This is a genomic window from Chitinophaga flava (assembly GCF_003308995.1).
GTDB classification, from domain to species: Bacteria; Bacteroidota; Bacteroidia; order Chitinophagales; family Chitinophagaceae; genus Chitinophaga; species Chitinophaga flava.
Map to the genome: position 1 here is coordinate 3,305,469 of NZ_QFFJ01000002.1, position 24,192 is coordinate 3,329,660.

Annotated in this window: 16 protein-coding genes and 1 tRNA gene; 16 read left to right on the plus strand and 1 reads right to left on the minus strand. The window is 45.0% G+C overall.

Annotated elements, in window-relative coordinates; translation table 11 throughout:
• Positions 1–125 precede the first annotated feature (125 nt).
• The gene (locus DF182_RS28670) at positions 126–1,466 is read left to right on the plus strand and encodes a hypothetical protein (protein ID WP_147243573.1); all 1,341 of its coding nucleotides are present in this window, start codon (positions 126–128) and stop codon (positions 1,464–1,466) included.
• Between the two features lie 299 nt (positions 1,467–1,765).
• Positions 1,766–3,769, plus strand: a complete 2,004-nt coding sequence (locus tag DF182_RS28675; protein WP_113619186.1) for a glutaminase family protein — start codon at positions 1,766–1,768, stop codon at positions 3,767–3,769.
• A gap of 43 nt (positions 3,770–3,812) precedes the next feature.
• On the opposite strand, the gene DF182_RS32415 is transcribed toward DF182_RS28675, so the two are convergent.
• Positions 3,813–3,980, minus strand: a complete 168-nt coding sequence (locus DF182_RS32415; protein WP_153260022.1) for a hypothetical protein — start codon at positions 3,978–3,980, stop codon at positions 3,813–3,815.
• Positions 3,981–4,229: 249 nt separating this feature from the next.
• Here DF182_RS32415 and DF182_RS28680 point away from each other — a divergent pair, with 249 nt between their 5' ends.
• The 14 genes from DF182_RS28680 to DF182_RS28745 all read left to right on the plus strand — a co-directional run bounded on the left by DF182_RS28680 (position 4,230) and on the right by DF182_RS28745 (position 24,178).
• Positions 4,230–4,937: a FadR/GntR family transcriptional regulator gene (locus tag DF182_RS28680; RefSeq protein ID WP_113619187.1), complete on the plus strand. Its 708-nt coding sequence runs from the start codon at positions 4,230–4,232 to the stop codon at positions 4,935–4,937.
• A 560-nt stretch (positions 4,938–5,497) separates the two neighbouring features.
• Positions 5,498–8,653 (plus strand): SusC/RagA family TonB-linked outer membrane protein, encoded by a 3,156-nt coding sequence (locus DF182_RS28685; RefSeq protein WP_245957583.1) that lies wholly within the window; start codon positions 5,498–5,500, stop codon positions 8,651–8,653.
• Between the two features lie 10 nt (positions 8,654–8,663).
• The gene (locus tag DF182_RS28690; protein ID WP_211327234.1) at positions 8,664–10,520 is read left to right on the plus strand and encodes a RagB/SusD family nutrient uptake outer membrane protein; all 1,857 of its coding nucleotides are present in this window, start codon (positions 8,664–8,666) and stop codon (positions 10,518–10,520) included.
• Between the two features lie 33 nt (positions 10,521–10,553).
• Complete coding sequence (locus tag DF182_RS28695; RefSeq protein WP_113619190.1) at positions 10,554–10,958, plus strand: hypothetical protein; 405 nt, start codon at positions 10,554–10,556, stop codon at positions 10,956–10,958.
• 22 nt (positions 10,959–10,980) lie between these two features.
• Entirely contained in the window at positions 10,981–12,000 is a 1,020-nt protein-coding gene (locus DF182_RS28700) for a DUF4466 family protein (protein ID WP_113619191.1), read from the plus strand.
• Between the two features lie 171 nt (positions 12,001–12,171).
• Positions 12,172–14,109, plus strand: a complete 1,938-nt coding sequence (locus DF182_RS28705) for a heparinase II/III domain-containing protein (RefSeq protein ID WP_113619192.1) — start codon at positions 12,172–12,174, stop codon at positions 14,107–14,109.
• Between the two features lie 92 nt (positions 14,110–14,201).
• A tRNA-Lys gene (locus tag DF182_RS28710) sits at positions 14,202–14,274 on the plus strand.
• Between the two features lie 252 nt (positions 14,275–14,526).
• On the plus strand, positions 14,527–15,789 hold the full coding sequence (locus tag DF182_RS28715; RefSeq protein ID WP_113619193.1) for a site-specific integrase: 1,263 nt from the start codon (positions 14,527–14,529) through the stop codon (positions 15,787–15,789).
• 84 nt (positions 15,790–15,873) lie between these two features.
• Positions 15,874–16,155: a hypothetical protein gene (locus tag DF182_RS28720; RefSeq protein ID WP_113619194.1), complete on the plus strand. Its 282-nt coding sequence runs from the start codon at positions 15,874–15,876 to the stop codon at positions 16,153–16,155.
• Between the two features lie 830 nt (positions 16,156–16,985).
• Positions 16,986–20,672 (plus strand): hypothetical protein, encoded by a 3,687-nt coding sequence (locus tag DF182_RS28725; RefSeq protein ID WP_113619195.1) that lies wholly within the window; start codon positions 16,986–16,988, stop codon positions 20,670–20,672.
• Between the two features lie 315 nt (positions 20,673–20,987).
• Positions 20,988–22,247, plus strand: coding sequence for a hypothetical protein (locus DF182_RS28730; RefSeq protein WP_147243574.1), 1,260 nt, complete (start codon positions 20,988–20,990; stop codon positions 22,245–22,247).
• 158 nt (positions 22,248–22,405) lie between these two features.
• Positions 22,406–22,684: a helix-turn-helix domain-containing protein gene (locus tag DF182_RS28735; RefSeq protein WP_113619197.1), complete on the plus strand. Its 279-nt coding sequence runs from the start codon at positions 22,406–22,408 to the stop codon at positions 22,682–22,684.
• Positions 22,684–23,574, plus strand: coding sequence for a hypothetical protein (locus tag DF182_RS28740; protein WP_113619198.1), 891 nt, complete (start codon positions 22,684–22,686; stop codon positions 23,572–23,574). Before DF182_RS28735 ends, DF182_RS28740 begins: the two co-directional genes overlap by 1 nt.
• Complete coding sequence (locus DF182_RS28745) at positions 23,495–24,178, plus strand: P-loop NTPase family protein (protein ID WP_113619199.1); 684 nt, start codon at positions 23,495–23,497, stop codon at positions 24,176–24,178. Before DF182_RS28740 ends, DF182_RS28745 begins: the two co-directional genes overlap by 80 nt.
• Positions 24,179–24,192: the final 14 nt, after the last annotated feature.

Consider the following 24,192-nt stretch of genomic DNA (forward strand, 5'->3'; position numbering starts at 1 on the left):
ATTTTATATTTTACTTTGCGTAATGATAAAGAGCCACCTGTATTCCGGTGGCTCTTTGTGGTTCTCAAGCCGGCTTTATTTGAGTTCATCAGGAGAATCAGAACCATCACTTAAATCACCGTTGAATGTATTTTTTAACCCTTCTTTGGTTCCTTCTTTGTTCATCAGGAACATCAGTACCATCACATACATCACAGTTAAGCTCATCAGGAGCATCAGACCCATCACATACATCACAGTTACAACTCGCTCAGACCCTGTCGCGCCTCTCTACCTCCCAAAAGAAATTACTTTATCAATACGGTACATTACAAACCTATGCGGGACAGCCGGTGGCTGATAGTTTCTGGCAGCATCACCGGCAGGAGCTGCCTGTCATGGGACAGGCTGATGCGGGTATACTGGCCCGGGAACTTCTGAATAATACAGAACTGGTTTATACGGTTAAAAAACCTTCAAAGCTGCAGGCGCTGAGAGGTGTGCTGACGACTTCCCGAATGTTATTAGGGCTGGCGGCACTGATAGCGGCTTATTCGCTGATACATTTACTGAGCCGCCACTGGAATAAGATTTTCGGGTGGCTGTACCGCCTGTTAAGGCCGGTGTTTGAGCGGCTTTTTTCCCCGTTGATGCTGACCTGGGAGATGTTGCTGTTAAGTATAGCCGGTATTTACTGGGGCGTGGCAATACCAGATCTGGTGTTGCGGACCATTATCATACATGTGTCGTTGTTTACACTGTGGGCGCAGTTAACGGCCCTTCTCAGCCGGCATTACCAGATCAAGTATTATTTTAACGAAATCACAGACTGCCTGGATCTAAAGCGTCCACCTGGCGAGGCGATGCTGAAGGTTGGGCTGCCTGCTCTGGTTACCACGCTGGCAGTGGTATGGCTGATGTTTCGTTTGCCAGAGCCCTGGTATGCTTATGAGGTAATCGTACCGGCGCTGATTGCGCTGTTTACGCTGCCACCGATGGTTTATATGCACGGGATACTGGTGCGGGTGCTGCTGCCGTTTCTGACAACAGTCTACAGGGCGGAAAGAAGGATGGCTGTATATACGGTCATTACACTGGTGGCCTGGCTGGTGCTGGTATTTTTACCGCCTGTACAACCGCCGGTACTGATCACATTGTCGGTAGTGGTGGGGTGTCTGTTGCTGTATCTGTCGATAGAAGATGTGACCCGCTGTGGCACACGCAATTTTATCTGGCTGCAGCTGATCACCGTAGGATGGCTGTGTGCCTGTGTACTGGCCGGTGGACAGCTGTCTATTCCCATGCTCAACTGGATTGGGTTGTATGGCCTGCTGGTATATGTAGTTATTAAATATTGGGAGATACCGGTGTTGCTGGGTTATTCCTGGAAAAACCGTAAGGCACTAGGCAGTCTGGGCCTGGCAGTTATCATCTGGGCGATCGCCAGCCTCATCCGGTGGCAGCCCCAGTGGTTTATATGGTTTTAATTGAAAATTTATTTTAATTGTTTAAATTTGCGCTCCTGAATATCAGAAAGTGATAATTAAAGATACGCGCAGATCCGAATAACGTACTAAAAAGGCTTCTCAGGGCCTCCAAGGCGTTTGCAGGGTCTGCGTTTTTTTATGCACTTATCTGCAGGGATTTCTGCTGTTTGTTTGCTCACTGCCTTGTCATTGCTTCACACCTTCGTTCTTTTGTACACACCAGTCATCATTTTTCTCAAATAATCCTATAAAAGTTACTATTTTTCATAACCGTATAAAATACGCTTAAAATTCCCGTTATGAAAAGAGTCCTGGCAATATTATGCTTAGGTGGTCTGTGGCATCAGGCGATGGCTCAGCAACAGGCGCCTGCTTACCCGCTGGTAACCCACGATCCTTATTTCAGTATATGGTCTGCTACTGACACCCTTCATCAGGCTTCCACCGTACATTGGACTGGTAAAGAGCAGGCGCTGGTTGGCCTGGTGAAAGTAGACGGTATCACCTATAGGGTGTTGGGTGCATTCAATAGTTCGGATGATGCCGGTGTATTGCCGGCCCGTCAAATAGCCGTCAGTATCCATGCAACGCAGACGGTTTATCAGTTCCAGTGTGGTAAGGTGGCTGTTACGCTCACTTTTACTTCGCCCTTGCTCATTCGTGACCTGATGCTGATGTCAAGGCCGGTCTCTTATATTTCTTACTGCGTGAATGCTACTGACAATGCCAAACATGCGGTGGAAGTGTATTTCGGGGCCTCTACCGATATTGCTGTCAACGGTCCTGCACAACCGGTGACTACCACCAGGTATGTTTCCGGTCAGCTTTCTATGATGAAGGCCGGGACTGTGTTACAACCTGTGCTGAAGAAAAAGGGAGATGATTTGCGTATCGACTGGGGATATATGTACGTTGCTTGTCCGGCTGCTTCCAGGCCTGTACAGTACTTCAGCAATACTGAAGATGCGATACTGTCTTTTGTGAAGAAAAGGCCTGCAACAATGAAGGGCGACAAACAGCAGTTGCTGAGTAATATTGTGTCGCTGGGAATGATAGGGCGGGAGCCAAAGGAGCAGGTGTTTCTGCTGGGGTATGATGACCTTTACGCGATTCAGTATTTTAACACCAACCTTAAAGCATGGTGGAAAAATTCGCCGGCCCAAACGATAGAAGGAGAGCTGAATGCAGCATGGAAAGAATATGCTACAGTGCTGCAACGCTGCGAAGCGTTCAACAAAGAGCTGCATGATGATGCCGTGGCAGCCGGTGGTGAGCAGTATGCTGCGTTGTGTGAACTGGCTTACCGGCAGAGTGTATCAGCTCATAAACTGGTAAGAGGTCCAGCCGGAGAGCTGTTGTTTCTCTCGAAAGAAAATTTCAGTAATGGCTGTATTAATACCGTAGATGTGACGTATCCGTCTGCACCGTTGTTCCTGCTGTACAACCCTGATCTGCTCAAAGGCATGATGACGGGCATCTTTCAGTATTCGGAAAGCGGACGGTTTGCGGAGCCATTTGCGGCGCATGACCTGGGTACGTACCCGCATGCCAACGGGCAGGTGTATGGAGAAGATATGCCGGTGGAAGAATCCGGTAATATGCTGATTCTGGCCGGCGCTATAGCTGTGGCAGAAGGTAATGCCAGTTATGCCAAAGCACATTGGAAAACGCTGGGCACCTGGGCGGCATATTTGCTGAAAGAGGGTTTCGATCCTGCGAATCAGCTGTGTACTGATGATTTTGCAGGACATATGGCCCGCAATGCCAACCTTTCGCTGAAAGCGATCATGGGACTTAAATCCTATGCGATGCTTGCAGGGATGTTGGGAGAAACGGCAACGGCTAAACGTTATGATAATAGTGCCCGGGAGATGGCAGCCAAATGGATACAGCTGGCTGATGATGGAGATCATTATATGCTGGCTTTTGGCAAGCCGGCCACCTGGAGCCAGAAGTATAACCTGGTTTGGGACCAGGTGCTTGGTTTTCATCTTTTTCCGGCAGCTGTTTATAAAAAAGAAACAGACTATTACCTGGCCCGTCAGCAGCCATATGGTCTTCCACTCGATAGCAGGAGGACCTATACCAAGTCTGACTGGATTATGTGGACTGCAGTTATGGCCAAAGATTTTAATGCATTTGTACAACCGCTTTACCGGTATATAACCGAAACGCCTACACGGGTTCCGCTGAGCGACTGGCATGAAACCACCAACGGCAAAAAAGTCGGCTTCCAGGCAAGAAGCGTGGTGGGGGGCTATTTTATGAAGTTGCTGGACGTGAAACTGAATAACGGTAAATAAAAAACGGTCCGGATTATCCGGACCGTTTTCTTTTAAACTGATCTTATTTTCCTTTACGGTGTTCACCGTGTTTCTTTAAAGGTTCGTTGGTCTGATCTCTGTTGGGTTCAGATTGACCTTGAGTCTGGTTGGCTGACCTTTCCTCGTTTTCCTGAGTCCGGGTCATATCCCGATGGGATTTAGAAGCCTTCCCGTGACGATTACGTTTCATAAAAACAGGTTTTTAAGAGAAGATGCGATAAAAACATGCCGAAAATTAATGTTCTGGTAATGAGTGTTTTATAAAGGTTGATGAATGTGAATTGATGCAAATATTTCACAGTACGCTGTCCACAATTCCCCGCTTTTAAGTTGTTTTTTCAGGCGGATGGGATACTGCTTTTTTGACTGTTGTGCTTATAATAAGCGCCACAAGGGTTATATTTAAGAACAGTTAAAAACCATAAATATCACCATATCGATGCAGAAGGATCTTACCCTGGCAGAACAAATTGAGCGGAAAATACTGAAATATATCTCCGAGAAAGGTTACAAAGTGGGGGATGCGTTGCCCAAGGAGAATGAGTTGGCAGATATACTTGGCGTGAGCAGGGTGGTATTGCGGGAAGCGTTGAGCCGTTTGCGTATCCTCGGGTTTATTGAAACGAAGCGTAAGCGGGGCACGGTATTGACATCGCCCAATATCTTTTACGGTTTTAAAACGATCCTGGCATCCGGCACCTTGGACAAGGATGCGCTGAAAGATCTGTATGAGGTGCTGCTGATGCTGGAGATCGGCATGGCTGATTTTTTATTCCTGCATAAGACAGACCGCCATCTGGATGATCTGCAGCGCATCGTTGAAGAAGAAAACCTTGCGGAAGATGCTGAGTTACTCACGAAGCTGGATATACGTTTTCACTGTACACTATACAAGATGTCCGGTAACAAGTCGTTGTACGCTTTTCAGAACCTGCTCAATACTTTATTTGCCTCGAATGCGCCACATCGGGATGATTGGAAGATAAAGCAGATTATTTCGCATCAGGCACTGCTGGAGATCCTGAAATACGGTACTCCGGATGCATTCCGTACCGCCATGCGTTTGCATCTGCATACACGTTTTGAAAGTATGGGTACTTTGTTTCCTGAAGTGGAAATACCAGCAGGGCAGGAGGTAGCCCGCTAAACATCTTGTTATAATTCGTTTACCAATGTTGTTTCTGCTATTTTTCTGCAAACGTATGCATTACGTGTATTCTTTACCGTTATTATTACTGAATCTCCTGTAATTATTTTTGTTGCTTGTTATTTTCTTTTTCCTATCTTGTAGGCCTGGCGCCTATATCAGATATTTTCTAATAAGTTTTCTGTCAATTGGTCGAGCTTAAAAATAAAATTATTACAATCGATTGTTTTTTTATATTTTTGAAAAAACACTGCCACGTTCACTGAAAGAGCATAGTGTATGCAGTACACTTAAAAAATCTATATCAACCAGAATAAAATAGCCGGCCTCAGACCTGGCAAGGCTTAACAGGACATTTTGTAATCATCATTTAAAACAACCAGCATTATATCAGCCACTATTAAGGGTAGCAGTTACACACAGGAAAAAAAAGAGGATTAATAAAAAATCAATAGTTTGAATGCAAACGTTTGCTTTCAATAGCTGGATATACGCCGGCCCGGGAGTGCTATATCCCTTATAGAGCTCTATCCCTTATACAGATTTAACAAATTCCAATTATGAATAATCAATCACCACGTTATCGAACATCCCGTAACGACTGCGTCAGATGGTGCGCTGTAGCTATCATGGCTACCACCGCGCTCTTTTACGCCGGAGGGGCTGCAGCCCACACCTCCGTCACATCGGCTGCCTTTCAGACGCCTCAGGATGAACAACGCTTCATTACCGGGGTTGTAAAAGATGAAAAAGGCCAGTCATTGCCAGGGGTAACCGTTACCCTGAAAGGCACCACGGCCGGCTCCGTAACAGACCCGGAGGGTAAATTCACACTGAAAACCGCTGCTAAAAACGGTACACTGGAATTCAGCTCCATGGGCTTTGTGAAACAACAGGTGGCCTACGCCGGACAAAAAACAGTCAACATCACCCTCGCCACCGACCAGAAAGCACTGGGAGAAGTGGTGGTAGTAGGATACGGTACCCAACGGAAAGTCAATCTGGTAGGCGCTGTCTCCGCCATCAAAGTAGATGAAAAAATAACCAGCCGCGCACTGCCCAACGCTTCTTCTGCACTCTCCGGACTGGTACCCGGCCTCTCCGCCGTACAGTCGTCCGGCATGGCCGGCAGAAACAGTGCCAGCCTCGTCATCCGCGGCCTCGGCACTGTCAACAATGCCAACCCCCTCATCGTAGTGGACGGTATGCCCGATGTGGACATCAACCGTATCAATATGAACGACATAGAAAGTATCTCTGTACTTAAAGATGCTACCTCGGCCTCTGTATACGGTTCCCGTGCAGCCAACGGCGTTATCCTCATCACCACCAAGTCAGGGAAAGGCCAGAAAAAAACAGCACTCAACTTCAACGGAATCTATGGCATTCAGCAACCGACGAGAGCATACGATTTCATGGCCAGCTATCCCCGTGCCCTCACGCTGGAACAACGCCTGGGACTGGTGGGAACCCTCCGTGACAACCTCACCTTCAAAGACGGTACCATCGACCAGTGGATGGCCATGGGCATGATAGACCCGCTGCGTTATCCCAACACCGACTGGTGGGATATCATCATGCGCACCGGTACCTCCCAGAACTATAACCTTTCCGCTTCCGGAGGCAATGATGTCTCTAATTTCTACCTCTCTGTTGGCGTACAGGATGAGAAAGGTTTGCAGATCAACAACGACTATACCCGTTACAACGCCCGGTTTAACTATGACTATAAACTGCGTAAGAACATGAATACCGGTATCCGCTTTAACGGCAACTGGTCTAAGTTCACCTACGCGCTGGAAGACGGTTTCACCGATACCTCTTCTACCAACACAGCTGGTTTTGATATGCGTTATGCCATCGCTGGTATTACTCCCTATGATCCGGTGACCGGTAAATTCGGCGGTGTAATGGCCTACGGGGAAGATCCGCAGGCTTATAACCCTTATGTGGTGTATACGAACTCTCTCAACAGGCAAAACCGCCAGGAGGCAAATGCAAACGTTTATCTGGACTGGACCCCAATCGCAGGGCTGACCGGCCGGGTGGATTATTCCCTTAACTACTACAACCAGTTTGCCTATTCTGCTGCCACACCGGCCACCGCCTTCAACTTCCAGTCGGGGATTAACGGCAGCCGTGTATACGTAGGCGATAATGCCGGCGTTTCCAATAATACCGCTACTGGTTACAAAACCATGCTGAACGGGCGTTTGACCTATCACAAAGCTTTTGGTACCAACCACGATCTGACTGTGACAGGTGTATACAGCGAAGAGTACTGGTACGACCGTTTTCAGGGGTCTTCCCGAAACGACAGGCTGTTCCCCGGTTTGCACGAAGTAGACGCAGCCCTCACCACCATACAGGGCACCAGCGGCGGTAGCTCTACGGAAGGATTACGGTCCTATATCGGCCGTATTAACTACACCGCTTTTGATCGTTATCTGTTTGAAGCCAACTTCCGCTATGATGGTTCTTCCAAATTTCTGCCCGGACACCAATACGGCTTCTTCCCCTCAATGGCGCTGGGATGGCGCTTTACAGAAGAAAGTTTCCTCAAACCTTTCCTCAGTAAATACCTCACCAGCGGTAAATTCCGTGCTTCCTATGGACAACTGGGCAATAACAGCGGTGTAGGCCGTTATGAACAACAGTCCACCTTGTATGGCAGCCACTACTACGTTGATGCCGCCATCGCCAAAGGGCTCGTATACCGCAAAATGATCAACCCTGACTTTACCTGGGAAAATACCGCTGTCTTTAACCTCGGTCTGGACCTGAGTTTCCTGGATGGCCGCCTCAATGCAGAACTGGATTATTACAACAGGCTTACCACCGGTATGGTAAGACCTTCCGATATGTCTATCCTGCTGAGCGGCGCTTATGCAGCTCCCCGCAAAAATATTGGCGACCTGCGTAACAAGGGTGTGGAGCTCAACCTCAACTGGTCAGACCATTTCGGGCCGGTACGTTACGGAGTAAATCTCAACGCTTCCTACAACAGGACCACCCTCGAAAAATGGAACGAATACCTGGGCCGTGGCTACACTTTCCTGAATATGCCTTATCACTTCCTGTATGCCTATCAGGATATGGGCATCGCACAAACCTGGCAGGACATATACAACAACACACCGCAAGGTGCTTCACCTGGCGATATCCTGCGTAAAGACGTGAATGGTGACGGTAGAATAGATGACAACGATAAGGTAGCCTATCCCAACGTACAACGCGACAGACCTACTACCAATTTTGCTATGGGCTTCAACGCTTCCTGGAAAGGAATTGACCTGGCTTTTCTGTTGCAGGGTTCTGCCGGCCGTAAAGATTTCTGGCTCAACAACTACAACGATGTAAACTTCAGTGCCAGCCGCTATGCTGCTTCCTGGTCACACTGGACCAATCCATGGTCTGTGGAAAACAGGGATGGTGGATGGCCTCGTATAGGCGGTCCCGGTGGTAACAGGGACGAATCTACGTTCTGGCTGGACAACCTGGCTTACCTGCGTCTGAAAAATATTCAGCTGGGCTATACGCTTCCGCTTAGTCTGATCAAACGAATCGGTATCAACAGCTTCCGTATTTACGGATCTGCTGAAAACATTGCTACCATTACTTCTTTCCGGGGCCTGGACCCTGAGCAGACGGGTAACAGAAGCAATGCCTATCCGTTGAATAAATCCTATTCCATTGGTGTTAATGTGGGACTCTAAAGCTGTAATCATGAAAAAAACAACATCAACGATACGTTTAATAGCTGCTCTCACAAGCTTTGCAGTGCTGGGCGGCAGCTGTACTAAAAATCTGCTGGACCAGCCTTCCACTACTGAAGTAGGTGAAAATGTTTTCTGGAAAACAGATGCTGATGCACTTGCAGGTATTATGGGTGCTTATGCAGATGTAAGACCACTCTTTGACCGGGATTATTATTTTGATGGTCAGGGAGAATATGTAAGAACCAGAGGTACCAGCACCGTGAAAGATGATCTGCAGCACGGCGGCGCTTATGTAGTGACCACCGGTTCTACCGGTTACAGTCCTTCCGGCTTTGGGCAGCAGTTTGACGCCATGTATAAATATCTCTATGGAGGAGTGAACCGTGCCAACTATGTAATCGATAATGTGAACAGAATGCTGGCTACCGGTACCAATGTGTCTGTGCCCAAACTGGAGCGTATCCTGGCCGAGGCAAGACTGCTGCGTGGCATGGTTTATTTCCGTCTTATCTCCATGTGGGGAGATGTGCCTTACCTGGATCATAGTATCACCTCTAATGATGAAGTGGCCGCACTGGCCCGTATGCCGATAGCGCAGATAAAAGATTCCATCATGGCGGATTTTACCTATGCTTTTAATAAACTGCCTGCTAAATCAGATCAGATGGGACGCGCCGCCAAACCCGCCGCTCTGGCCTTTCGTGGCAAGTTGCAGTTGTACTGGGCATGCTGGAACAAAAACGGCTGGCCCGAGCTGAGCACATTCAAACCCTCCACAGCCGCGGCTACTGCAGCCTATCAAGCCGCTGCAGAAGATTTTAAACACGTCATCAATGACTATGGTCTGGACCTTTTCCGTGGCGGATCACCAGGAGAATGTGACACCTTGGGCAAAGCCGAAAAACTTCCCAACTATTATTTCCTGTTTACACCGGTAGCGAATGGTGATGGTGAGATGGTCATGGCTTTTGCACATGGTGGTACCGGTACTTTCCAGGGAGAAGAACTGATGCGTGATTTTGCAGGTCGCTCTCATGAGGGCTCCCAGTGCTGGATAACGCCACGTTATGAAATAGCCGACAAGTACCAGTCTACCGTCACCGGTGATTTTGCACCTAAACTAATACCTACCAATCCTTCTACTGTAACGGGTGCCAGGACTAAACTGAATTCCGCCGTGAATCCGGCCAGTTATGCCAACCGCGATTATCGTATGAAGGCTTCCATTATGTGGGACTATGAAGTGAGCATTGGTATGGCTTCTCTTAAATCTACCGGTTGGGTACCTTATATCTATAAAACATGGGCACAACCTATTGTGATAGATGGTACTACTTTCCTTTCATATAATACCGATGGTACCAACTCCGGTTATGTGTTCCGCAAATTCCTGCGCAATTACGCCGGGCAAGGCCGCAGCGATGGGGACTACAGTTTCCCGGTAATGCGTCTGGCCGATGTTTTCCTGATGTATGCAGAAGCTACCAATGAAGCATATGGTCCGCAGGCCGATGCGATCGCACTGGTGAACAGGGTACGTCGCCGGGGTAATCTTCCGCCGCTGGCTGGTGGTAAAACAGCTGATAAAGTATCTTTCTTCAATGCCATCGAACAAGAGCGTATCGTAGAGTTGCTGGGAGAAGGTCAGCGCCCGTTTGATGTACGCCGCTGGAGGACCCTGGAAAAAAACTGGAACCCACCCGGAGGCCCTGGTGTATGGCGGCTGGACACCTGGGGTGCACAGGCACAACGTTACTTCCAGAACGCTACCGACAGAGATATCGCGCAGTGTTACATCTTCAAAATACCGCAGAGTGAGCGTGACCGTAACCCCAACCTGACGCAGAATACGCCGTGGATGTAGTGATTATCTATCTAACAAAAAAAACAACAAGCGATGAAGAAATATGCCATCATAAACTGTATCCTGCTGATGACAGCATTGGTTTGGAGCAGCTGCAAAAAAGAGACGCCGGTAGATGAAGACGGTCTGCTGATCACCGCCCGTGCGGAATGTTATGTCAGCAATTTTGAATTGCTGGGCGCCGATTTCCAGACGGTACGCTCCAAAGCACCGGTGATTGATACCGTTGCCTGCACTATTCAGCAGGAAGTGCTGTTTGGTACAGACCTGAAGAACCTGTGGCCACAGTTTACGCTCGTGACCGATGCAAAACTGGACCCGAAGATCACCGGTAAAGTTGACTTCTCCGATCTGGCAAACCCGAAAAAATATACCGTGGTTTCCGGCAACCGGCAGGTAAGAAAGACTTATACCGTTATTATCACTGTACAAAAGTGAGCAGTATTTTAAAACACGTATTATGACAGGTAAACATTTTTCATATATCCCGCTGTTCTTTGCTTCCCTGCTGCTGATGGCGGCCTGTACGAAGAACAAGGATTATAGTGTGCCTACGCCTAAAAATGAGTTGCAGAACGATTGTATCAAACGTTCACTGGGACCTAATATCGTAGGATTGAATATAGAATTTGCCTATGCCATCGCTATTCCTGCATCCAAAGGCAAGCTGGTGTCTGCACAGGTAGTAGCATCGATTCCGGGGCTTCAGATAAAAGCTGGTGATCTGCCCAATTCGGCCACCTATCTGCAGGACAGTTCTTTTTATACCAACGGAAGCGGGGTGGATGTGCCGGTAGGTGTTGGTACCCGCTCTGTTACAAAAGAAGGGGTGAATGTGACTACTTTCACCAAAGACACCAATGCGGTGACCCTCCGTTATTTTTACAGGATACCCGAAGAAGCAAGAGGCAAAACGGTGAAGTTCACTTTCAGCGCTACCAGCAGCAATGGCGAGACTGTAACTTATGAAATGGGGCCTTATACCATTGCTAAAATGGACATGAAGCTGAATCTCATTCCTACCAACAACGACAAGTGTTATCTGTCTATCGCAGACATGGCGTTGTACAATGCTACTGAGGCTGCTGCCAATCCCGGAAAGATAGACCTGGTATACCTGTACCGTAGCCTGTCTGTACAGTTTGGACATGCGCTGGTAGCACCTGCTGCCCCTAAAGACTATTTACCTGGTGTTACACTGCCGGCTAACGTCAACAGGGATACGAAATTGAGTAAGGCCTGGAATGTACAGGACTTCCATCTGGCAGGTCTGAAATACGGCACTACCTTCGTAGACGATCCCGACTTCGAAAAACTGGATATGTCTACGTCTCCGGATTTTGCACTGGGGCTGAAAGAAGAAGCCGGTGTGTGGGTGGAAACCGGCGATGGTAAATACAGGGCCTATATCTTCATCAACAAAGTTGATAATACCGGGCAATCCGCAAGAATCAGTATCAAACGTTATACGCTTAAATAGTAATTACGGGTTACGAATTACGAATGAAGTAAGTCAATCATAGTTCATAGTTCGTAACTCGTAATTGTATGAAATATCTTCTCTCCATCCTCAGCTGTGTAGGTTTGATTATAACGATGGCAGGCTGCTGAAAGCATGGATCATCTTACTCACCGTACTTACTGATGTTTTATGCGTAATTTTTTTTGCTGGACAATAGGGCTGTTGCTAAGCTGTATGATTTCACCGCAGGCAGTATCACAGCACCTCCTGAGCGGGAAATACAGTACCACACAGCTGGAGCAGTTGTTGATACCGCGTATCTCCTGGACACCTTTTCCACCTGCCGGTGATCCTGCCTGGGCAGCTATAGGCCCGGAACAGGCAACAGCTGTCATTAAAAAGGCAACCGGGTATCTGCACTATGAATGGCCCGGCATACCGGCCACCACTTCGCTGCTGATCGTGCGAACGGGTAACCGTAGCGATTATCAGGCGATTGCCAACCGTAAACGGGAGGCATTGGCTACTTTGTTGCTCGCTGAAATACTGGAACATAAAGGTCGTTTCACCGATGATATCATCAATGGGGTGTGGTCTGTTTGTGAAGAGTCTTTCTGGGGAGCTTCCGCTCATCTGCCCAAAGGGAAAGACTATGCGGGCCTGCCTGATGTATCTTCTCCGTTTGTGGAGCTGTTTTCTGCCGAAACAGCCACATTGCTCGCCTGGGTGGATTATTACGTTGGTGATCAGCTGGATGCTGTTTCACCGCAAATACGCAAACGTATATACGAAGAAACCGATAAACGTATCTTCCAGCCATTGATGACCAAACACCATGGCTGGATGGGCAATGCCAGCAGCGGCCGCCGTCCTAATAACTGGAACCCCTGGATTTGCTCCAACTGGCTCAACGCCGTACTATTACTCGAAAAAGATGAGAGCAAGCGTATAGCCGCCTTGCAACATATCCTGCTGACGCTGGATAACTTCCTGGACCCTTACCCCGCAGATGGAGGATGTGATGAAGGCCCCGGTTACTGGGGTGTCGCCGCCGCCTCGCTGTTTGATAACATCTCGCTGCTGGACCTGGCCACCCATAATGCTTTTAACTATGCCTTCCAGGATGATAAAGTGCGGAAAATGGGACAGTTTATCTACCAGGCACAGATCAGCGAGCGTTATTTTCTGGACTTCGCCGACGCAGATCCGCAGCCCGGTATGGATGGTATGATGATCTATCGTTTTGGTAAAGCGATTGCAGATATGGATATGATGCGTTTTGGGGCGTATTATTTCCGGGAAGACAGAACTTTCAGCGGCACCTATCATTTCTTCCGTAACTTCTTCTCCCTCTTCCTGCAACAGGAGCTGAAAGCAGCTCCCAAAGGGCTGCCGCTGCCACAAAACGTTTGGTGGCCTGATCTGCAGGTGATGGTGGCCCGCGATCATGGCGGCAATACCAGCGGCTTTTATGTAGCAGCTAAAGGCGGTAACAACGACGAAAGTCATAACCATAACGACATCGGTAACTACATCGTTTACTATGATGGTCTGCCTGTCATCATTGATGTGGGCCGTGGTACTTATACAGCCCGTACTTTCAGTGATAAACGTTACGATATCTGGTTCAACCGTTCAGATTATCATAACCTGCCTGACGTCAACGGATATACGCAGTTACCGGGCGCCCGTTATAAGGCTACCCAGGTGGAGTACAAGTCCGCTACAGGCTACAGCCAGCTGTCACTGGACCTGACGGCTGCCTATCCGGAAGCAGCCGGTATTGCGCAGTGGAGGCGAAACATCCGGCTCGACCGCCGGCGTTCTGTACAGATCGAAGACCTGATTTCCCTGAAAGCCACCGGGACCTTCATTCAACACCTCATGACCTGTTATCCGGTGAGTATCCTTCAGCCAGGAAAGCTGGTCATCCATAGTACAGCCAGAGATTTTCTGGTGTCTTATCCAGCCCGTCAGCTGGAAGCTTCCATAGAAAAGGTAACCCTGCAAACCATGGAAGACCAGGGGATCCGGCAGAAATGGGGCGATAATATTTACCGAGTGAGCTTTAAGTGTGTGACTCCTGTAACACAGGCCCAATCGGGACTCACTATAGTCACACGATAAGCTCTTTTTTTAAGTGCTTGCAAAATATATGGTTATATATTTGGTAGAAATAAATTATTTTCTATCTTTGCACTCCCTTACAAAAAGGGAATGATTCCGTAGCTCAGTTGGTAGAGCAATACACTTTTAATGTATGGGTCCTGGGTTCGAGTCCCAGCGGGATCACAGACAAGAATATCAAAGGTTATTAAAGCCGCTTAAATCATAGGATTTATGCGGCTTTTCTGTTTTTACCATAGAAAGGTAAACCATATCAAACGAATCTGAAAGGATACAAAAAAGGATACACAGAAAAATAATAAGTTTACTGTATCCTTTTCGATAAGATGCTTATCAGTAAAGGGTTTTAGGACTTGCAAGCCGAAACAAAACGCACCAAACAAAACCAATAATCGGTAACCTAAAACTTATTGGACTATGAAAGTAAGTCAAGATTTATCAATTCTTTTTCATCTCCGGTATGATAACCAAAGCCCTGACGGAAAAGCTACCATCTGCGTCCGAGTCACTGTTACAGGGTTTCCCAGAGATGGCTTTTCACTTGGTTACAAAGTTGACCCATCCAAATTTAATAAGAAAGCCGGCGCGGTAGTTGGTAAGTCAGCAGAGGCCATTGAAATTAACAATCAGATTCAACACGTCAAAAATGAGCTGCTTCGACATTACAACCTATTAAAGAAGCGCGGAGCAACTGTTACTCCCACTATGATTAAAAATGCACACCTGGGAGTTAATCAGGAAAAACAAACGTTGCTGCAGGTCGCAGACTTTCACAATGGAAAATTCAAAGAAAAGGTCGATAAGGAAAAGAGGAGGGACAGTACCTATAAGAAATGGCTGACGACCAAAGACAAGATTATCGCCTTCCTCTCGCATGTTTTCAAAATGAAGGATATTCCCCTGGAAAGAATCGAATTTGCGTTTGCCGAAGACTTCTTCGATTACCTCACCCTCACAGAAGGCATCCAGGATAACACCGCCATGAAGTACCTGAAGAATACAAAACAACTGCTGAAGCTGGCTGTCCAGCGAAAGTGGTTACAGTGTAATCCCCTACAGGATTATGTATGTTCCTATATTAACCCCGAAAGGGACATACTCACCATGGATGAACTTTGCACATTGTATTATAAAGAACTCCCTATCCCCCGGTTACAGGAGGCAAAAGATTCTTACCTGTTTATGACCGTAACCGGTTATGCTTATAAAGATGCTTTCATGCTTGGCCCGGACCACATTGCCAAGTTCTTCGATGGAGAAGACTGGATAGTTAAGAACCGGGAAAAGACCTGGTGCCGGGAGAACGTTCCGCTGTTGCCGATGGCGAAAGAAATTATACAAAAGTACAAGAACCATCCGCATTGCGTTGCCAACAACGTGTTACTGCCGATCAGGAGCAATCAACGCTTTAACGGCTACCTTAAAGAAATCGCTGACATCTGCGGTATTCAAAAGAACCTCACCACACATACCGCGCGGCATACCTTTGCCACCACAGTAACACTGGCCAACGGGGTGCCTATTGAAACCGTGAGCGCCATGTTGGGGCATAAATCCATCCGTACCACTCAGATCTATGCAAAGATTGTAGCCAGTAAAGTGAGCGGTGATATGAAGGCGCTGAAGAACAGGTTTAACCTTTCGCTACCGGATTCGATGCTGAGTAAGGCAGTGGCATAATTAACCTGATATGCTATAATGCTTATCTACCTTGATGATTTACTGATTAATGTTTGTTAACTCAAAATATATAAATATTCTGTTATGGGAACGGAAAAGAAACAAAATATCTTGTTTTGCATTCATGAAGAGTTGGGTAGTTTTCAAGAAAAGTTTAGGGAGCGGGTTTGTCTGGATTGTAACTGGAGTGCTCCAACATACTATAGAAAAATGCGTTCAGCAAGTTTACCCGGTTCTGGAAGGAAGAATTCTTGTTTAAGCAATGCAGAAAGGGAAAAAATTATCAGTATAAGAAAAGAAATATTTAGAGAGATCACCGAAGAAATTGGCAATGAATCAATTTCTTACCACTGGATCAGTTTTTAAATCCCTCACTAAAAAATATAGGCTGTAAACATCAAAGCAGTTCAAATAATACGGATGATGTTTTCACATCACCCTTTTTGTTTATTAAATGAAATACTCTGTTGGCAACATCATAATGTCTCAAACGGAGAGTAATAGGGGCATCAAAGGGATGACAAGACAAAATGTGACTCAAGGTTAATTTATGATTACATGATAAATTGGGTTCGAGTGGAGATAAACAATGTAATGTCTTTAATATGTGTTAATATTTGTAACATATGTGAATGGCAGTGAATCTTTAACGGAATTCTGTAAATTGAAAAAATAGTTTGGGTTTGTCATTTTAAAATGAGGCTATTTGACCCGGATCTATACGACTATGATGTAGTTTTCGTTAATGCGTATTAGAGGGTTCGGCTCAATTTCCAAAAATAACCATTAGGTATAATGAAAGAAGCATTATTTTCTTTGAGTAGGGTTGGTATGGATAATTTAGATCCGGATGCTGGAAGAAGGATCGTTTTTATCGTCAATGTTCTTGCTTTGCTTACTGCATGAATGGTGGGGGTGAACCTGGCGGGCTATTTTATAGAGCTGGCTAAGACATCCAGCTTCGTTCCATATCTGATGTTTCCGATTACCTAGACAAGGTCACAGCTTACTGGCATATTAGGCCGCTGGGCAAATAGCATCATCAATATAATGAACGGTAGCATGCTGGCAGCATTAACCTCATGACGGTACATACGAAAGAAGAGTCGTTGAGTACTTTTTTTCTTTTTAACAGTCTTGCAAACAATGATTACATTTTATTATATTTCTAATTTTACGCTAATTAAATACCGCCAATGGCTTATACCGTTTTTTTTGCCTATCAATCTGATATTCCCAGCGAGTTTGGACAACAATTTATTTCCAAAGCATTAAAAGATGCTTCCAAAAAAATAAAGGAGAAAAAGAAAGTCGAAGTTAAGATTGAAGTGGGAAGCCGAGGAACACCCGGAACGCCGATCCTTATTGAAGAGATGTTGAGCAAAAGTCGCAAAGCGGATATGGTGATTGTTGATTTGACATTTACATCTTCAAAGGTATGGGCAAATGCAAAGAAGTTTAGTATTGGAAATAGAGAAATACGTATACTAAAAAACGTAGAGGACAAACCATCTCCAAATCCCAATGTGCTTTTGGAGACAGGATATGCATGGGCTCAAAAGGGATTTTACAGGACGTTAGCGATTATGAATAATGCGTATGGAAATCCTAAAAACCTGCCAGTTGATCTAAAGGGCTTTAGATGGGGTATCACATACAATTTAAACGAAAAAAATTATGGTGAAATCAATAATGAAAGAGAAAAAACAGTAGAAGCTCTTTATACAGCTATTGCAAATGCAATTAACTCAGATACTGAATATCAAAGGGATAGATACGCTCCTATAAGAATCTCAAAAGACTGGAGTCCAAATAGCTTTAGGTCAAAATTTTTTGCGAGTGTTAGCACCAAAAAGATTATATCGGATTTACGGACTGCTTTAGATGATTCCAATAACCCTCAGAGAATATTAGGTGGAACGAAATCAGGGAAAACACGTTTAGCATATCAATTATACAGAAAAATTGATAGCATGCTCCCTGAACATGAAAATATAGAGCATGTGTTATTTTATGACCTAAAGTTGGGAAACTATGCTTCAATTGAAGCGAAACTACAGCAATTAAAGGTGCTTAATCAAAAAAAGCTGCTGATTCTCGATAATTGTCCAATTGAAGTCCATGATACGGTTTTCTCTGAATACACTGCTGGAACTAATGTTAGCCTTTTAACCATCGATGAGTATACCCCTGGGAACCGTGGAACCATTTCTTTGGGGCCGATTTATTCCAAAGAGATAGTTGTCGAACTTACAAATCACCGTGGTCGACCTGAACTGGGGTATGAACTATGGAATAAATACGAAGGGAATCTCAGCGAGATTATTACAGTATTGGGTGCAATACAACCAGGTCAATTCAACCTTCCAAATGATTATTTAGCACGTTGGACACAAATTATTGGACAAGGACCAACGAATTTAGGAGCTTTAAGACTATTAGAATCGTTGTCACTTTTTTCATATATCGGATTTCAAGGTCAATATCAGAAACAGTCTGAATTTTTAATAAAATTCGCTAGCATCGATTCATCCGATACTTTCCGAAATATTGTTAATCATCTTCTAGGAAAAAGTCTGGTCAAATCTGTTGGTGATTTTATTCTACTGGAGACTTTCGATGAGGAATTATCTGCAGCAAAGCTGCAACAGATGGCAGATCAAGACATTGATTTGTTTTTACAGTCTATAACAGACTTCAATCTTGTAGAACCATTTTCAAATAAGCTTACCGAATTAAGTATTAAACCGAATTTTAAAAAGCCATTCAAGGAGATTTGGAGAAAAAGTGCACTGTTCAAAAATGTCAACTTTCTTTCAACAAATGCGGGAGGGAAAATTCTATTAAGTATTTCTGAAACTCAGCCGGATTTAGTCCTGACAACCCTTGAACAAGTTATCGAACAGCATGATTCGGGCGTGTTATTTGCAGGGGCTGGTAGCAGAAGGTATTTAGTTTGGTCGCTTGAAAGAATTGTCTTCAGAAAAGAAATGTTTGAGCGTGCTGCCGAAATCTTATTCCATTTCGCAGAATTTGAAAATGAACAAATTCTAAACAACGCTACTGGTCAATTTGAGCAACTATTTCAGATTGGCCTTCCGGGTACTGAGGCCTCTTTGAAGAAAAGACTGGACTATATTACAAAATTGTCCCAAAGAGTAACTTCGGAAAGGGGAACTTCTGTAATTAAAGGAGCTCTAACCAAAGCACTAAATAATCATGGTTTTATTAGAATGGGGGCTTCTGAATTGCAGGGAGGTGAGCAACTGAAAGATTATACCCCATCGCCACCGGAGGTTTTAGATTATCAAGCTGGTGTCATATCATTATTGCTGTATAATGGAATGTATGATGTATTAATTAACCAGCTCCCCTCATTAGCAAGAACTGATAAGGCAAAAGTAATCTTGGATGCCATAGAGCAAATAATAAAGAATAATGGTTCTATTTCTGATGACCTTCGGTTGCAGCTAGAATCAATTGTTAACGATGAAAATAATTATGGAACTGAAATAAGAAAAAGAGTACGGTTGCTTATAGAAAAAAATACAAGTGATTCAGTTAAGGATCTATTTCGCTTTAAGGTTTCACTGCCAGCCTATTCGTCATTCAAAGATGAAAGAGGTGAAATAATAAATCGAGCAAAGGACAACGCCGAAAAATTAGCGTTAGAGCTTAGTAATGTAGACAACTGGCTATCCGAAATTAACGTTTTACTTAATGGAGAACAAAGGCAAACATACAATTTCGGATATGCTTTAGGCCAAAATAGGAAATCGGACCTACAGCTCATTAAAATGATCACAAAAGAGCTTGAGGAAATTCCTCTTGGAGAGCGAAATATATCATTGCTAATAGGTTATTTGCAATCTCAAGATGAAGATTTTATAAGGGAAGCTATTTCAGTAGTAATTCAGGAATCATCCCTTATAAATTTTGCGATTCGCCTTTATGGTCTTATCTCTATTCGGCCTTCTGATATTGCAGAATTAAAGCCCATCATAAATGCTCAACCCCAATTGGTAATTGAACTTGAGAACCTCAAATTCAAGACATATCCTATTGACCAAATGGGGGAACTAATTGATTGGCTTTGTTGTCTAGAACCTTGGGGAAAGAGCATCGCACTTGAGATTTGTGCTGGTGGATTTGAGAAAATTGACGAAATCCCTAATAATATCCGCATAAAGATAGAAAGGTTGCTAGCAGACCCAGGTCTATTAAAAGGAGATGAGAACCATAAGCCCTATTCCCTGTTCGATTACATTAAGTTGCTTAAAATATTAAGTGAGAAAGACCTTTCAGAGGATATTATCGAAAAGATCACAAGCAATATTTTGGATGTGACAGAAACAATTTTCGACTTTAACGACTTTTATTTCAATGCTATTTTCAGAATTTTGATCCCCCAATACTGGCAGAAGGTGTGGTTCATTATTTCCGAAAGAATGATCAATCCTGATTATTCTGGATGGTACCATTTGAGACAGCTTTTAGAGCAACAGTCGAATCTAAATGAAGATGATATAGTTGAATGGATGAGTCGATATCCGCAGAGAGCCCCCCAGATGGTAATCGACTTTATAAAGCTATATGAAATAAAGGAAGGTAACGCTGCTTGGTCCCCAATAATGTTAAAGATGATCAACATGTTTCCTGAAAATGAAGAGCTTTTCGATAAGATATCGAGCAAACTTCATTCCTTTATGTGGTCGGGTAGCCTTATTCCAATGTTCCAAGAGCGATTGCAACTTGCACAAAGTCTATCAGGGAACCCATCTACAAGAGTACGGAGTTGGGCAGAGGAAGAAGTGAAGTATTTTCAAGCGAGAATCGAAGCGGAAAGGAAAAACGAAGAAAATAACTCTGTGAGGTTTAAATAGTTTTAGGAATTGTCGATAATATTACTCCTTCAAAGAAAAATCTTTTTTGCCATTACTTACAATTTTCGATGCGATTTTTGGGTACCTCACCTCTAAGAAAAATAAACTTATCAAGCTAGATAAGACGTAACGCTTGTCTGGCTTGATAATTAACTGATTAACAATTTGTTAACGTCTTTGGGCCACCGAAAAACCTTTATTGCAGACCTTGTTGATGCCCAAAGTATCACGATCCCGATCGATCATGTGAACCATACGAATGACCTATTACACAACCAAATAATCTATACTCGCGCACTTCCTAAATCTACCAATATGCAACAGTATTACCCATTGTCCTTTTTCGAAAAACTTATACATGTTGACCTACAACAAATGTCGCTCAAACAAAAACAACCCGACAAAAACTTTTTCTCACAAGCTGTTATCGACATCGTTAATGAAAAGAACAACATCCTGGAACGAACCGGAAAATACCTTTATGATCTCCGGAAGAAAAAGCAGGTAGGTTGGTTTATCCAACATAGCCAGCAACACCTGGTAATATTGATGGACAAGGTAGCTGCAAACTTGTCTGTCGAAAACCTCCTAGATGCTTCCACATCCAGAAGAAAGAACACCTGGTCAGATCTTTACAAAATCACCTACACTAATCTTGCAGAAATTCTGGCTTTCCTTGAACAAAAATTTGAACGGTACCTGGATATTAACTGTAAAATTCCGGCTTCCTATCTGCTGAAAGCCCAGGTAAAGTTCCAGCAGGACGTAGAGCCACTAAAAGAAGGATTCAATGCATCCGGTATCGATGAGCAGCTGCAAAAAATTGTATTCATGCCATTCCTAGAGTTATCAAGAACCTGTCATACAACTGCACAAATCACTTATCTGCAGCTCCATTATTTAACGGAGATGAATAAACGTTTATTTGAATTGCTTGATGCTAGTGAAGAAAAACAGGAGCTTTGTGAAAAGTTACATGATCTTTTATTGTTTATCAACTTCAATAGCGTACATTATTTTGAATATTGGGTAAAAATGGTAACGGTAGAACTCATGGACTTTCCCACAATCAGGGAAAAGCTGGATAGGCTGATGTTCCTCCAAAAGAAGGCAAGTCAGGCTACTTCGAGGCCAGCGATAGTGTTCAATACTCTGCGACCACCTCTCCAAGGCAAAATGCAGTCGTGGCTTGCGGAGGAAATTGCTTATTACAAAGAGATAGGTGCCTCACCTATGAGTATTCATCTTCCTGATGAATTCAACCGCTGGAAAGATTTTAAGATACAGACTGTTTTCTCGGTTCCCCAGTTGGGCCATATTCTAAAGCTACTGCTCGATAGCGGCCTTTATCTAAACAAGAACAGATCAGAAGTATTGGATTTCTTCTCCTACTTTTTTACTTCTGTAAAGCAGGATAACGTTTCTCCCGGCAGCCTGCGAAGTAATTTTTATAAAGATGACGCTGCGGTATCCAAAGCAGTGAGGGATATTTTACTCGACCTGGTTAACCGGTCGCACCGGGGAATGAACGTGGCCGCCTGCTTCCTACTGGATTATTTTCTGCAACAATTCTAAATGTTCTGTTTGATAGGAAAGTTGTATGATGAAAATAATTATTTCAAATTATTTCCTTTAATTATCAGACAGTTACAGGGGATACTGTCACCCCTGTGACTGTTCTTGCCTGAGTAATATTTTTTCTTTTGCTGCCATAACAAACAAACCCAAAGTTTATGGCAGCAGAAATCCTCACCCGTGAAGATCTGGCGATCTTCAAAACAGAATTGTTCCAGGAGCTACGGGAACTTGTAAACGCTCCCGCCATCCAGCCCCGGAAATGGCTAAAGTCCTACGAAGTCCGCGACCTGCTAGGAATCTCTCCCGGCACTCTTCAAAACATGCGTATCAAGGGTACGCTATCCTTTACCAAAATCGGCGGCTTAATCTTCTACGAGTACGACGACATCCTCAAACTGATGGAAGGCACCAAGAAACCCATTAAGCGTTCCTGATGCCGGCGCCAGCAGCTCATACCAACTACATCAGGCACCTAAATGCTTTCTTCGTACAGGTGCGGAAAGAAACCCGTTTACAGGCCAATCATGTAAGCCTTTACTTGGCACTGTTTCAAGTATGGAACTATCATCGTTTCCAAAATCCTTTTCCCATCCTGCGTGAAGAAGTCATGAGCCTTTCCTGCATCGGCTCCCGGAGTACCTATGTGCGTTGCCTGAAGCACCTGGACTATTGCCGCTACATCATTTACGTACAGGCCCGGCAAGCCTACGCCGCCAGTTATGTGTCCATCATTCCGCTCACAGATTTTATGGCAGATGCTCACCGGGAACAGCTGTTTCTGTTTCAGGATGAAAACGCCGCCATGTGGCCCAAAAGTGAGCCACATGACCTGCTCAAAACTGGGCCACACATGAGGCCCAATAATGGGCCTGACACGTGGCCTAAAACTGGGCCACATACAGGCCCAAAAGTGGGCCACTTTAATAAACATATAAACAATAGTAAACGTGGGGGAGAAAACAGGCTCCCGCCCCCAACAAAAAAAAATAAAACTGAAAACCTCCCACACGATCCGGATGCACCCGGCGCGGAAAATGCACCCGGCGCCGCGCGGATTCTTCCCACCTTGTCAGAGGTGCAGGAATTCTTTAACGCTCACACCTACCCGGAGATGGAAGCCGACAAATTCTTTCATCACTACCAGGCTAACGGCTGGCGGCAAGGCAGTAAAACGCTGATCACCGACTGGCAGGCCGCAGCCCACAAATGGATACTCAACATTCACCCATCAAAACCGGAACATCATGACCAACATACCAGACCATCAACCGGGGCAGGAAGGCTCCACACCAACGAAAACAAAAGCTACTCAGACCCCTTATGATTACCATCTGCTGATGCAGCAGCTGGAAGAACACGGGAAAAACGTCTACGGACCGACCTTTCACATCGAAGAGATAGACCGGCCGATAGTGCTCAAACTCCTGGCTTATTTTCTGCAAGACCAGGCGGTGGCCATCACAGAAGGCATTGACCTGCACAAAGGGATTCTGCTTACTGGAAAGATCGGATGTGGCAAGACTTCCCTGATCAGCCTGATGCGGCCCCTGTCAGCCGATTCTTACCGACCACACATGGTTTCCTGCAGGGAGATCAGTTTTGAATTCAGTAAGATAGGGTATGATGCTATCAACCGGTACAGCACCAATGCCTTTTTCCCGTACACCAACGTACCCAGGGTACATTGCTTTGATGATCTGGGCCTGGAGCAGACGGTGAACTACTGGGGGAATAACTGCAATGTCATGGGCGAAATACTACTATCGCGATACGACCTGCTGATTTCCCATAAAATGCTTACTCATGTTACTACAAACCTCAACAGCCAGGAGCTGGAAGATCTCTATGGTAACCGGTTGCGTAGCAGGATGAGGGCTATGTTCAATCTCATAGCTTTCGACTCCGCTACCACGGACAAAAGACGTTAACACTCAAACCCAAA